The 12,258-nt window shown below is 29.5% G+C and carries 13 protein-coding genes; 12 read left to right on the top strand and 1 reads right to left on the bottom strand.

Features of this window, described 5'->3' with window-relative positions; genetic code table 11:
- Window positions 1-89: 89 nt before the first annotated feature.
- Window positions 90-1,166 carry a response regulator gene (locus tag HN894_10560; protein MBT7143771.1) on the bottom strand — a complete coding sequence of 359 codons (1,077 nt, stop codon included), beginning with the start codon at window positions 1,164-1,166 and terminating at the stop codon, window positions 90-92.
- Window positions 1,167-1,495: 329 nt separating this feature from the next.
- Here HN894_10560 and HN894_10555 point away from each other — a divergent pair, with 329 nt between their 5' ends.
- The 12 genes from HN894_10555 to HN894_10500 form a co-directional block, all read left to right on the top strand.
- Window positions 1,496-1,942, top strand: a complete 447-nt coding sequence (locus tag HN894_10555) for a sigma-70 family RNA polymerase sigma factor (GenBank protein ID MBT7143770.1) — start codon at window positions 1,496-1,498, stop codon at window positions 1,940-1,942.
- 1 nt (window position 1,943) lies between these two features.
- Entirely contained in the window at window positions 1,944-2,513 is a 570-nt protein-coding gene (locus HN894_10550) for a hypothetical protein (GenBank protein MBT7143769.1), read from the top strand.
- Window positions 2,503-3,606 carry a hypothetical protein gene (locus HN894_10545; protein ID MBT7143768.1) on the top strand — a complete coding sequence of 368 codons (1,104 nt, stop codon included), beginning with the start codon at window positions 2,503-2,505 and terminating at the stop codon, window positions 3,604-3,606. Before HN894_10550 ends, HN894_10545 begins: the two co-directional genes overlap by 11 nt.
- A 110-nt stretch (window positions 3,607-3,716) precedes the next feature.
- Window positions 3,717-4,433 carry a DUF2807 domain-containing protein gene (locus HN894_10540; protein MBT7143767.1) on the top strand — a complete coding sequence of 239 codons (717 nt, stop codon included), beginning with the start codon at window positions 3,717-3,719 and terminating at the stop codon, window positions 4,431-4,433.
- A gap of 5 nt (window positions 4,434-4,438) precedes the next feature.
- Window positions 4,439-4,936 carry a hypothetical protein gene (locus tag HN894_10535; GenBank protein MBT7143766.1) on the top strand — a complete coding sequence of 166 codons (498 nt, stop codon included), beginning with the start codon at window positions 4,439-4,441 and terminating at the stop codon, window positions 4,934-4,936.
- A 153-nt stretch (window positions 4,937-5,089) separates the two neighbouring features.
- Complete coding sequence (locus HN894_10530; GenBank protein ID MBT7143765.1) at window positions 5,090-5,737, top strand: hypothetical protein; 648 nt, start codon at window positions 5,090-5,092, stop codon at window positions 5,735-5,737.
- A gap of 35 nt (window positions 5,738-5,772) precedes the next feature.
- Window positions 5,773-6,318, top strand: a complete 546-nt coding sequence (locus tag HN894_10525) for a hypothetical protein (GenBank protein ID MBT7143764.1) — start codon at window positions 5,773-5,775, stop codon at window positions 6,316-6,318.
- Between the two features lie 444 nt (window positions 6,319-6,762).
- Complete coding sequence (locus tag HN894_10520; GenBank protein MBT7143763.1) at window positions 6,763-8,466, top strand: hypothetical protein; 1,704 nt, start codon at window positions 6,763-6,765, stop codon at window positions 8,464-8,466.
- A 275-nt stretch (window positions 8,467-8,741) separates the two neighbouring features.
- Window positions 8,742-9,629 carry a histidine kinase gene (locus HN894_10515; protein ID MBT7143762.1) on the top strand — a complete coding sequence of 296 codons (888 nt, stop codon included), beginning with the start codon at window positions 8,742-8,744 and terminating at the stop codon, window positions 9,627-9,629.
- A gap of 29 nt (window positions 9,630-9,658) precedes the next feature.
- The gene (locus HN894_10510) at window positions 9,659-10,696 is read left to right on the top strand and encodes a histidine kinase (protein ID MBT7143761.1); all 1,038 of its coding nucleotides are present in this window, start codon (window positions 9,659-9,661) and stop codon (window positions 10,694-10,696) included.
- A 75-nt stretch (window positions 10,697-10,771) separates the two neighbouring features.
- Entirely contained in the window at window positions 10,772-11,548 is a 777-nt protein-coding gene (locus tag HN894_10505) for a response regulator transcription factor (protein ID MBT7143760.1), read from the top strand.
- Window positions 11,549-11,880: 332 nt separating this feature from the next.
- Window positions 11,881-12,258, top strand: a 378-nt coding sequence (locus HN894_10500; GenBank protein ID MBT7143759.1) for a hypothetical protein, incomplete at its 3' end; no start/stop codon positions are given.

The following is a 12,258-nucleotide window of genomic DNA, read 5'->3' as shown; positions in this document are numbered from 1 at the left end:
GTTTTATTTTTAGTCAAGTAAATATACAATTATTGAGACTCCTTTTTATAAAAAGGTAACTTCCACTTCTGAAAATTCGTTATGCTTTGTTAATTGTAGCGTAGAGAAGTTTTGAATTGAAAAATTAAGGAAACTTTAGTTTTATTTACATCAGGTGCAATATCTTTTCTTAACAAGGAGGATAAGTTGATATAAGCTATAGAAAGTGTTTGACCAATACTATCATGTATGTATTCTGCAATTCTTCTACGTTCTTTATCTTCAGTATATATTAGTTCCGAATTTAAATTTTTTAGTTGTTTTTGGTATGTTTTTATTTCAGCCATACTTTTTCGTAAATCTTCTTCAGATTGTTTGTGGCGAGTTATGTCATGAGTTACACCTCTGTATCCAACAAACTCTGATTTTTCATTAAATATTGGAAATCCATTAATCTTAAGCCAAATCTTTTTATCATTCTTTTGAATTCCTATGACTTCCTGTTCATTATAATTTGATCTACTTTCAAAAAATTTAATAAGCTCTTCCTTTGCATTTTTATTGTTCTTTTGAAAAGGGAAATCGAATAAGGTTCTCGTTCCAATTATTTCATCGATTTTATATCCTAAAATTCTTTCTGCAACAGGACTTATATATGTAAACACTCCGTAGGCATCAATTTCCCAAAAAAATTCGAGGGCATATTCAGAAATTTGCAAAAATCGTTCTTCGTTTTCATTAAATTCCTTTGTTTGCTTTTTGATGAATATCTCCAGATTCTCATTTCTCTTTTTTAATAAGTCTTCAGCTTGTTTAATTCGAAGCATCACATTGACTAATGCTACGAGTTCAGCTTTATCAAACGGTTTAGAGATAAATGCATCAGCACCATAATTTAGCCCTTTTATCCTATTATTAGTTTCATGTCCTAAGCCAGATACCAATAATATCGGAATTGATTTAGTAGTTTCATTATTTTTGAGAATTTCACAAACAACAAAACCATCCATTTCAGGCATATGAATATCAAGCAAAATTGTATCAGGTATTTCCTTTTTGGCAATCACTATTCCTTCTTCACCCAATTTGCTTGTAAACACATTGCAGTTTGGAATATCTCTTTTAAGAATGGTCTTAATAAGCTCCAGATTGTCTGTATTATCATCAATTGCCAAAATCTTTTTCATAAAACTAAATTCACTTCTACAGTATCAACATCAAGCAAAAGTATAGTATTTTTGTGAAAAACAAAGCAATAATCGTTTCTCCTAAATCTCCTAAAATCTAAATATTCCTTCAGAATTAATAGTATTTATTAGTATTTATCACATTTGTTTTTTCTGAAAAAATAAATAGTAATAAATTGCAACCCATCAAAAATGATTTTGTCAATAGTTATGGATAGAGTAAATTTTATAAAATAGTGCAGGCTGAATTACATATAAAACTCATTGAGAGAAGTAGAAAAGGGGATAGTAAGGCACAGTTCGAATTGTATAGTTTGTTTTCCCGCGCCATGTTCAATACATGTTGCCGAATTATGGGTGCTCGCGAAGATGCGGAAGATATGCTGCAAGAGGCTTTTGTTGATATTTTTCGCAAACTGGGAACTTTTAGGTCTGAATCAACTTTTGGCACATGGGCTAAAAGGATAGTAATAAATAGATGTATTAATGAGATAAAACGAAAAAAGACGGTATTTGAATTTTTTGATGATATGCAAGTTTTTGAAAATCAGAAAGATGAAGATGATTCAAGATATGAGCGAAAACTAACAGTAAGTAATGTAAAGAATGCCATGCAATTTTTGCCAAGCGGTAGTCGCATGATTTTTTCATTGTATCTAATTGAGGGATACGATCATGTGGAGATTTCTGAAATACTGAATATAAGTGTTTCTAACTCGAAATCGCAATATATGAGAGCAAAAAATAAAATTAAGGAAATTTTAAAAAATGTTTGATATGAAAAATGACAAATTAGAGGAATTTGTATTTGAGAATATTGAAGCCTTCGACGAATACGAGGCAAATCCGAAAATATGGACAGGTATTCAAAGCCAAATATCTGCACCAAAAAAGTTGAACCTGAAGAGAATTGGTCTTAGAATTGCTGCTACAATTGCAATTTTTATAGCATCATATTTTGTAAATTCAATGATATTTAACAATCAACAACAAACAATTTTATCTTCGGAAAATACTGAGCTTGAATTTGAAAAATCGGAAAATATTAAGTTGCTGCTTGATGCAGAAGCATATTATTCATCAAAAATAAGTACTTTAAGTTCAAATGTTTTTCAACTAAGTTCGGATAAGCCCGAAATACGCACCGACATCGAAACCGAATTTTTGGAACTTGATAATATTTTTAAGGAATTGAAACACGACCTAAAAGACAATGCGGCAAACGAAGAAGTTTTACAAGCAATGATTCAGAACTATAGAATAAAATTGGAAATTCTAACCGAAATTTTAGAGCAATTAAATAAGTCGAAAAACAAAAAAAATAAACCCTACGATAATGAAATTTAATATAGTAAGATTGATTTTGGCGTTAATATTCATTTTGCCTACTGTTTTGCAAAGCCAAAGTTTTGAAAAAAAGCGATTTATTAGTAAATCATTCAAGGTGTATGACGATATGGAAGTACAGCTTATAAACAAATACGGGAATATTCATATGATTACCTGGGATAAGGATTCTGTGAAATTTGAAATTAATATGAAAGTTGTGTCTAACAAACAAAGTCGCTTGGATGGAACCTTCGATTTTATTGAATTTAAGTTTACCGACACAAAATACTTTGTGATTGCAGAAACAGTTTTTCAAGCAGAAAAAAACTCTTTTTGGGAAGATGTTTCCGACTTTGCAAATATTCTTTTGAAATACAATACAAGTGTACAAATTGATTACACCTTGTACATTCCGTCAGATAATGACCTGAAAATAAACAATAAATTTGGAAATATCTATTTCAGCGATTTCAATGGAAACCTTGATGTTGAATTGTCGAATGGCGATATAAAAGCACACAATCTGGATAAAGCAGCTACAATAAATTTGAAGTTCGGAAATTGCAAATTAAATCGTATTAATGAAGGAAAAATTGAACTTAGCTATTCGGATTTCAGAACCAAAACAGCAACAAATTTGAAAATTTTGAGCAAGTCTTCAACCGTAAGTATTGATAAAATTAATAAAATTGAGATTAATTCAAAAAGGGATAAGTATTATATAGGAAATGCAAATAGCATTCATGGGAAGGCATATTTTTCTTATCTGAATTTCGATATATTTAACGAAAATGTATTTCTCAACACAAGCTATGGCGATTTGACTATTGAAAATTCAAATTCCCTTTTTGATATGTTCGAACTGAATGCGAGTTATACAGATATTACACTGACAATTCCAAAAAATATAGATTGCTATTTTGAATATTATTTCAATGAAAAAACAACTTTTCGATTACCCCATGCTTTCGATAGTTTTGAGAAAGTTAGAATACGAGGCAGGGAGGATGAAGATTTTCTTATTAAAGGGAATATTACCGAAAAGGATCAGGCAAAATCTAAAATTATTATTAAACAGAACTCGGGTTTTTTACTAATTCAACAAAACTGAAAATTTCAAAATACAAAAATAGCCACAGATTCACAGATTTAATCAGCGAAAATCAGCGAAATCAGTGGGCAAAAAAAATAAAAATCTATTAATCAAATAAACCCAAACCAATGAAAAAAAGTAAATATTTATTAATTCTTGGAGCAATTATTATCCTTAGCAGTTGTTTCAGAAATAAGCTATGTGTAGATGGTAATGGAGAATATTCATCTGAAACAAGAGAAATTTCTTTGTTTAATGGTGTTGTAAGTAAAGGAAATTTCGTAGTTTTTGTGAGCTTTGACACAATACCGCAAGTGATAGTAGAAGCAGAATCGAACCTTTTGTATTATATATCTACAGAGGTTCAGGGAAACAATTTGGTGATAAAAACCCGTAACGACCGTTGTATTGATCAACATATGCCAATAAAAGTTTTCGTGAAAACGCCACAACTCTCAAAATTAGAAATTTGTGGTTCTGGCTCTATAAATTCCGATGATATTTTTACTAATTATGTTGAATTAGAAATTTCCGGTTCAGGTAATATCAGTGCCACAACTACAGTAGAAACAATTGATGCAAAAATTAGTGGTTCTGGCAATATTTATTTAAATGGAAATGCTCATGAAACAGAGTTTAAAATTACCGGTTCAGGTTCTATCTATTCTTACGATCTTTTTCAGGAAATATGTTTCTCTACAATTTCCGGTTCAGGCAATATCTATGTTAATGTCAGCGAAATGTTAGATGTTCAAATATTTGGAAGTGGTTCGGTTTATTATATCGGTAATCCACTAATTATCAATACTTCAATTTTAGGTTCAGGATCAGTTTATAAATATTAGAAATTATGAAAATCAAATTAATTATTTTTACACTTTTGTTTGTCCATCAGCTTTCGGCACAAGATTATGTAAAATCGTATGGCGTTAGAGGAGGGGTTTCTTCGGGTTTTTCTTTTCAGTTGTTCAAAGACGACATAAAAGCTTTACAAGCAAATTTAAGTTTTAGAGACAATGGGATGCAAGCCACAGCTATAATTCAAACCTATCGTCCATATTTATGGAAAGGAAAAGATAATCTCTATATTTATTCCGGACTTGGTGCACATGTTGGATTTACCAATAAAGAAAGAGCTTACTTCAATATAAGCTCGAATTACACCGAAGTTACAAATAGATTTAGGCCTGTGGTTGGAGTTGATGCAATGTTCGGGCTTGAATATAGGGTTTATACTTTTCCGCTTGCAGTAACCTTAGATTTTAAGCCATTTGTCGAAGTCTTCGGCGAGCATTTTTTTAGGGTAAATTTTTGGGATTTTGCACTTGGCGTGAAATACACACTTTAACAAATTATATATCTTTAGAAAAAATGATAGATGTTTTTTATATCATTGATAATGTCTTTTCATTTAGCTATTATTCTATGTTTTATGAAAAAAAGAAATTTTACGAAAAGTATCAAAAGAAAATAATATTAATCAGTAAATAAATTTAAAGTAATGAAAACAAAGATTTTAAAAACGAGTTTGGCAATTTGCCTTATTTTGAGTTCATCCTTTCTAATGGCTCAAGACAATGAAGTTAGCACAGTTTTTGGTAACAATAATTACCAAAATGGCGGATATGGTGGCATCACTGTTTCCTATTCTCAAATTGCAAACAAAGATGCAATTTTGGTTGGTGCACAAGGTGCTTGGATTTTAAACCATGGAATAGGAATTGGTCTTGCAGGTTTTGGTTTTGCTAATGAATTAGATTACAACATGCAAAACGATACTCGTTATGTGCTTTCCGGCGGATATGGTGGTTTGTTGATTGAGCCAATAATTTTGCCAAAGTTTCCTGTTCATATTGCATTTCCAATTGTAATTGGAGTAGGAGGGATAGCATATACCGATACGGAAAAATGGTTGTATGAAACTTCAGAAAACTGGTATGTTGACGATGCCGACGCTTTTGTAGTAATTGAACCGGGTATGGAAATTGAGATGAATCTGGTATCATTCATGCGACTTTCGCTTGGCGTAAAATACAGATATACATCGAATGTTAGATTAGATAATTTCGATAGCCAAAAATATGAATTTGAAACTGATCTTTTACATGGTTTCACATACGGAATTTCTCTTAAATTTGGTAAGTTTTAGAGTTGTTTAATTTGATAGTGAACTTGAAATTTAATATGAAAAAGGCCATAGTAATCTATTATTCAAATAATGGAAGTAATCGGTTTTTAGCAAAAAAAATTACCGAAAGCTTAAATTGTGAAATTGAGGAATTAAAACCAAGATTGAATGTTCATTTTTTCTTGTTATTGGGACTAAGTTTTGGAATTAAAAAGCTCAAGAAGAATTTGTCTGAATACGATTTGATTATTTTATGTGGGCCAATTTGGATGGGAAAGTTTATTGCGCCTTTGAAAGGATTTGTAAAAAAATATAAACTATCAATGAAAGAATTGATTTTTGTAAGTTGTTGTGGTAGTAGTTTTGAAATGAAAGATAAAAAATTCGGTCATGCACTTGTATTTAAAGAAGTTAATGAATTGCTAAATGGAAATTGCATGCATTGCGAGGCTTTTCCTGTATCATTAGTTTTGCCGGAAGATAAAAAAGAAGATGCTGAAACAGTCATGAAAACAAGGCTATCTGAAGATAACTTTAATGGTGAAATATTTAACAGATTTAATTCTTTCATTAAATTTGTATCTGACAGGATTGATTCTTGAAAAAGTTTTGAGCTTTTGCAATAATTCAAGGGGACCTTCAATAATAGCAACATTCATGGCAAAAGAAATTTTAATAGCGGAGTTTATTTCTGTAGATGAGCATATAAAAATTTAGATACAAGGCAGAAGTTTGTATTTTTAGAAGTCCCCTCAATATAAAATTTTATAATAATGAATGTGACTAAAGAATTTGGTTTTTGGTACAGAAAAGTAAATACAAAAACATGCTACATATTCAAAGAATAAATATGTTATTATAAAATTAGCTAAACATTTTAGATTAATTTCAACTTATAATCTAATTGGAATAACAAATCAGAGTATTTTTTTGATACATTCTTTCAACAACTCATGACAAAAAATATGCATTTCACTCATTTAAATTTTCCGACATTTATATTAATGTAGATTTTTGCATCATGTTAAATATAAAATTGTATAGTAATGGAAAATAAAAGATTTGTTAGTAGAATGTTTTTTGTGTTTTTAATAGTTTCACTTGTAGGTGTTATTTTTTCAAGCAATTCTTATGGAAGATACACTTATGCAATAAAACATGCCGATTTCTCAAATATTGATAGCTCAATTGCTTATGAAACAAAGTGTTGTATTAAAACTCGTTCATACGATACCGGAACAACTATAGAAGTAAAATCTAAAGGAAAAATCACTGTTTCTGATGAGGATACAGAAATTGTAAGCATATCGCCAAATGGCTATCTACGATTTAGTCAGAAAACTTTCGGCAACAAACGATCAATAGATATTGAAAGCGATAGTAATGGAAACTTAAGTTATGAATATCGTGAAGGTAGAAAAGAAATTCCATTCGAACCTGATGGAAAAAGATGGCTTGCCGATGTTTTGCTTGATGTAATTAGAACTTCAGGAATTGATTCTGATGGACGAGTAAAGAGAATCTATGCAAAACACGGAATTAATGGAGTAATTTCCGAAATAAAAGAAATAAGCAGAAGTAGTGTCATGAAACGCTATTTTGAAGCAACTCTCGATAATATCACTTTAAATACACATGAAACAGAATTGGTTTGTGAAAAAATCACTATACTTATAGCATCAAATACCGATAGGGCAACTCTTTACAGAAAATATCAGGACAATTTTATGCAAAATAATACTTTGACTTGCACTTACTTTAACTGTGTTTCAAAACTTAGTTCGAATACCGAAAGAGGCTCAATTTTAAGATCAATAAAGAAAGATATTGATTTTACCGATAATGATGTTATTGAAGCTTATTTTAATAGTTTAAATAAACTCTCAAGTTCCACCGAAGCGGGAAGTACAATTCGACACCTTGTCAAAAATCAAGATATTAACGATAAAGCAATGATTGCAATGTTGAGGTGCATCAGACGAATTACTTCGAATACGGAGATTGGCTCTTTAATGAGAAATCTTAGAAAAGTAAATTTCAATAATACTGACATAGTTACAACATATTTTGAAGTAGTGAATACTATGACCAGCAATACCGAAGCCGGAAGTGTCTTGAAAGAATTGCTTAGAGAGGAAGATATGAATAATATAACTATGGCTGAATTGTTACGAACCGTAAAAAAACTAACTTCAAATACCGAAATTGGATCAATCTTACGCCAAATCAAAAAAATTGATTTTAATGATGATGAAATCAGAATTGCGTATTTTGCAACTGTCAATACAATGACAAGTAATACTGAAGAAGGTAGTGTTTTGCGCTATACTTTAAGGACGCACGAAATGAACAAGGCTGCATTCAAAGATTTTTATTTTGCTGCAAAACGGTTAAGTTCCGACACAGAATTAAGCTTAGTCCTAAGAAGTTCTATCAGCCAACTTCCAAATGATAGAGATTTGTTGAACGCATTTTTCCTTGGTGTAAGCAGCATTAGTAGCAATACCGAACATGGACGAGTTTTACGCGAATTTCTTGATAAAAGTAATCTAACAGAGGATATGATTATCAGAACTCTTGAAAGTACAAAAAAAATTGCATCTAACATAGAAATAGGTTCGGTATTGTTGAAAATTTGCCCAAGGGAGGCTATGAAAACAGCAAAAGTAAAAGCAAAATATTTGGAGGTCGCAAAATCATTATCATCAAATTCTGAATACAGAAGAGTTATGGAATGTATAGAAAACTAATTACTTTTGAGGTTGTTTTATGGTAGAATTATAAATTTAGATGAATATATGGAAATCTTAGATGCAGGTTTACGATACTTTTTTCAATAAATTATATGCAAAAAATCTGGTACAATCAAATAATAAGTGTTTTTTTAGGGTTCTTTGTTTTTGCTTACCTAAATTTTTGTGAGACATCGGAATTTCCTTTAGTATTCGTACAATTCGAGGAAATATTGTATAGTTTAATAATTTCTAATTCGATTGGTATTACATTTTTTCATTTTGTCAATGTCTTGAACAAGAAAGTTTTTTGGAAAACAAATCTTGCAATTAGGTTTTTTATTGAGTTTGTTTTTTTCAATTTAATCGCAATCTTGATAATTGCAATTTTGCTATTTGCTTATGCGAAATTTTTTGTTTCACATTCTTCTGTATCAGTTTTCTACGAAGATCATTCTGATACTTTTATTAAACTGAATATTATTACTTTCGTTTTAGTTTTTATTTTCACAATTGTCGATTTTATGAACTATTCGTATAGCAAATATGCTTCAATACAAGTAGAAAATGTTAAACTTGCAAGCGAACAGCTCAAATTGCAATTCGATGCTTTAAAAAGTCAATTGAATCCGCACTATTTGTTTAACTCCTTAAATACAATTTCTTCGCTAATTTATCGCGATATAGAACTTGCTGAAAAATTTGTCAGACGTTTTTCGCAAACATATCAGTACATTTTGAGTGTAAATGAAAGAAAATTGGTTTCCCTCAGCGAAGAACTGGAAGTAAGTAAAGCATATGCTTTTTTATTGAAGGTCAGATATGAGAATTCGCTGGAAATGAATATCAACTTGCCCGAAAATATTATGAATTCGAAAATTCCACCTTTGAGTTTGCAAATGTTGATAGAAAATTCTGTAAAACATAATGTTATCTCTGAAGAAATGCCTTTAAAAATTGAAATATATTTAGACAAAAATGATTATCTTGTAGTTATTAATAATTTTATTGGGAAACCAAATTATGTGGAAGTTGAGAACAATTTGATGAAAAAACCAGAAAAAAATAATTTCAAAATTGGACTCGAAAATATTAAGAAACGCTATAATTATTTCACAAATAGGAAAATATTTGTTCAAAAAGATGAAAATTTTACAGTAAGGCTTCCAATAATAATTTGAAAATTTAGAAATTATATAATACAAAACCATTGAAATATAAATTTTTCATACACAATATTGTTTTTCGGATAGTAGCTGCTCCACTTTACGGAACATTGGTTTATATTCTTATTTTGCTGATTTTTGATTCTTTAGAGCAATTGTCTGACAATTTTTTTAGTCAGGAAGTTTTGCTAAATATTGTGTTAACATTTCTGGTTTTAGAATCGAATCGACTTGTAATTATTATTCTTGACAAGATTTTACCAGTAGATAAAAGCTTGAATTTTAGAATAATAATTCAATTTATTTTAAATTCAATTTTATCTTTAACCATAGTTTCCTTAATTATTTCACTTTATTTTTACTATATAATTGGATTTAGCTCGTTTAGAACTGAATTAATTACTTTCAATATAATATTTCTAATAAGTAGTATTTTGTATAATATGCTGTATTTCAGCATTATATTTTTATACGAACAAAATAAAGTTGTCCTGCAAAAAGAAAATACCGAAAGAGAAAATATTGAATATCAACTTCAATCTTTTATAAATCAGGTTATTCCTGAATTTCTGTATAGAAGTCTCGAAACTCTAATTTCCTTAATGAAACAAAACACAAAATCGGCTGATGATTTAATTGATAATCTATCTAAAGTTTATCGTTATACGCTTGATAATAAACATGCTGAATTGGTTAGTATAAAAACGGAATTGGAGAATTCTAACAATTTGCTTTTTGTTCTAAACTCAAATTTTGCGAATAACATAATTTTCAATAAGAATGTTGGAAACAATTATTTAAGTTTTGGAATAATTCCATGCACTGTTCAATATTTTATTAGAAAAGCGGTTTTCCAAAATATTGTTTCTATAAATCAGTCATTAACAATTGATTGCGAAATTATAGGAGAGTTTTTACAACTAAATTATGTAAAAAGTGAGCGACTAATAGGACAAAAGGAAAAAGAAAATTTACTTCAAAATATTCAAAAAGCATATTCATATTACACTGAAAATCAAATGGATATTTATGAAAATGAAAAAGGATGTACAATAAAAATTCCTTTATTAAAGATGGATTAAATTTTAGAATATTTTTAATAATATTGACATTTGAAAATAGTTTAGCTTTGATAATTCAATATTAAATAATTGATAATGAAAGTATTGATAATAGAAGATGAAAAACCGGCAGCAGAAAAACTTGAGATGTTGCTGCAAAAATACAATCCTGATATAGAGGTTCTTGCCAAAATTTCAACAGTTCAGAAAACTATTGAATGGTTTAAAAATTCAAAAATTAAGCCCGAGCTACTTTTTTTGGATATTCATTTGGCTGATGGTTTGTGTTTCGAAATATTTAGAAAAATAAATATAAATACTCCTGCTATTTTTGTTACTGCCTACAACGAATATGCAATCGAGGCTTTTAAGCTGAACAGCATTGATTATTTGTTGAAACCCATAACTTACGAAAGTTTGTATTCGAGTTTGGAAAAATTGAAAAGCATGCGCGAAAATCTAACACCGGTAAAACAAAGGCTGCAATTTGAGGAACTTGGTTTGGCATTGTCGCAGTTTCAGAAGAATTTTAAAAACAGGTTCTTAATTAAAATTGGTGAACACATTAGGAGCGTAAAAGTCGAGGATATTTCTATGTTTCATGCCGAGGGTAGAATTGTATATTTAATTACAAAGGGTAAAAAAAGATATATTGTAGATTATATTTTGGAAGATTTAGAAGAAATTCTTGACCCTGCCATGTTTTTTAGGGTAAACCGCAGTTTTGTAATAAATATTAATTCTATTAGCGATGTATTGGTTTTTTCTAAAAGTCGTCTTAAAATAAAACTTTTACAGGAGTTTGAAAAAGAAATTATTGTTTCGCGAGATAAGGTTTCAAATCTGAAAATTTGGTTGGATGGGATGGAGTAGCAAAAGAAGCCTTTAAAAAAAATAGCAGTACCTATGATAAGCGAAGTTTCCGAACTTCGCTTTTTTTAATTTATTTTTTATAAATTTGTCTATAAAAGTATGAAAACAAAATTTTAATTAATGTGAATTATGGTAAAAGCAATGCTTTGCAAACCTATTTACGATGAATGCAATCTTTTTTCAATTAATTGTTAAAAATAATTGCAATTTGAAAGCGAAGTTGTATATTTGACAAAATAGCTTGAACAAATCAAAGGTAGAACTAATACCAAATTGATGATTGATTTTTTTACTGAAATGTTATTAATTAAATGTGATATAATTGCAAATAAGTGATTAGGATAAATAAAATAACGATAATCCTGACAAGCCCATTTCTACTAAGCTTGTTTCTACTAATCCCAGTAGTTTATTTTATTCCATCTCAATTTTCTAAATATAAAACTGAGTTGCTTAGCTCAACAGCATATCAAACCGATGAAGAAATATTCTACTATGATTTGGATAAAGATGGAACAAGCGAAAAAATCTTATTACTACATAATTCTTTTGATGGGATATCTCTTTCAGTTTTTAAACAAGATGCTGTTATTAACCAATGGAATTTTGAAGGGAAAATTTGTGGCACTGGAAATATATTTTTTTCGGATTTGAATTCGGATGGTATAACTGAAATATCTCTAATAATGGCTGAGTTTAATCCAAATTAT

It is taken from the genome of Bacteroidota bacterium (genome assembly GCA_018692315.1).
Taxonomy (GTDB): Bacteria; Bacteroidota; Bacteroidia; order Bacteroidales; family JABHKC01; genus JABHKC01.
This window is presented reverse-complemented; position numbering and strand designations above follow the sequence as displayed.

Excerpts from the sequence above, each read along its gene's own strand:
- HN894_10560 (MBT7143771.1), bottom strand. The coding sequence starts at position 1,166 with ATGAAAAAGATTTTGGCAATTGATGATAATACAGACAATCTGGAGCTT.
- HN894_10555 (MBT7143770.1), top strand. The coding sequence starts at position 1,496 with ATGTTCAATACATGTTGCCGAATTATGGGTGCTCGCGAAGATGCGGAA.
- HN894_10550 (MBT7143769.1), top strand. The coding sequence starts at position 1,944 with ATGAAAAATGACAAATTAGAGGAATTTGTATTTGAGAATATTGAAGCC.
- HN894_10545 (MBT7143768.1), top strand. The coding sequence starts at position 2,503 with ATGAAATTTAATATAGTAAGATTGATTTTGGCGTTAATATTCATTTTG.
- HN894_10540 (MBT7143767.1), top strand. The coding sequence starts at position 3,717 with ATGAAAAAAAGTAAATATTTATTAATTCTTGGAGCAATTATTATCCTT.
- HN894_10535 (MBT7143766.1), top strand. The coding sequence starts at position 4,439 with ATGAAAATCAAATTAATTATTTTTACACTTTTGTTTGTCCATCAGCTT.
- HN894_10530 (MBT7143765.1), top strand. The coding sequence starts at position 5,090 with ATGAAAACAAAGATTTTAAAAACGAGTTTGGCAATTTGCCTTATTTTG.
- HN894_10525 (MBT7143764.1), top strand. The coding sequence starts at position 5,773 with ATGAAAAAGGCCATAGTAATCTATTATTCAAATAATGGAAGTAATCGG.
- HN894_10520 (MBT7143763.1), top strand. The coding sequence starts at position 6,763 with ATGGAAAATAAAAGATTTGTTAGTAGAATGTTTTTTGTGTTTTTAATA.
- HN894_10505 (MBT7143760.1), top strand. The coding sequence starts at position 10,772 with ATGAAAGTATTGATAATAGAAGATGAAAAACCGGCAGCAGAAAAACTT.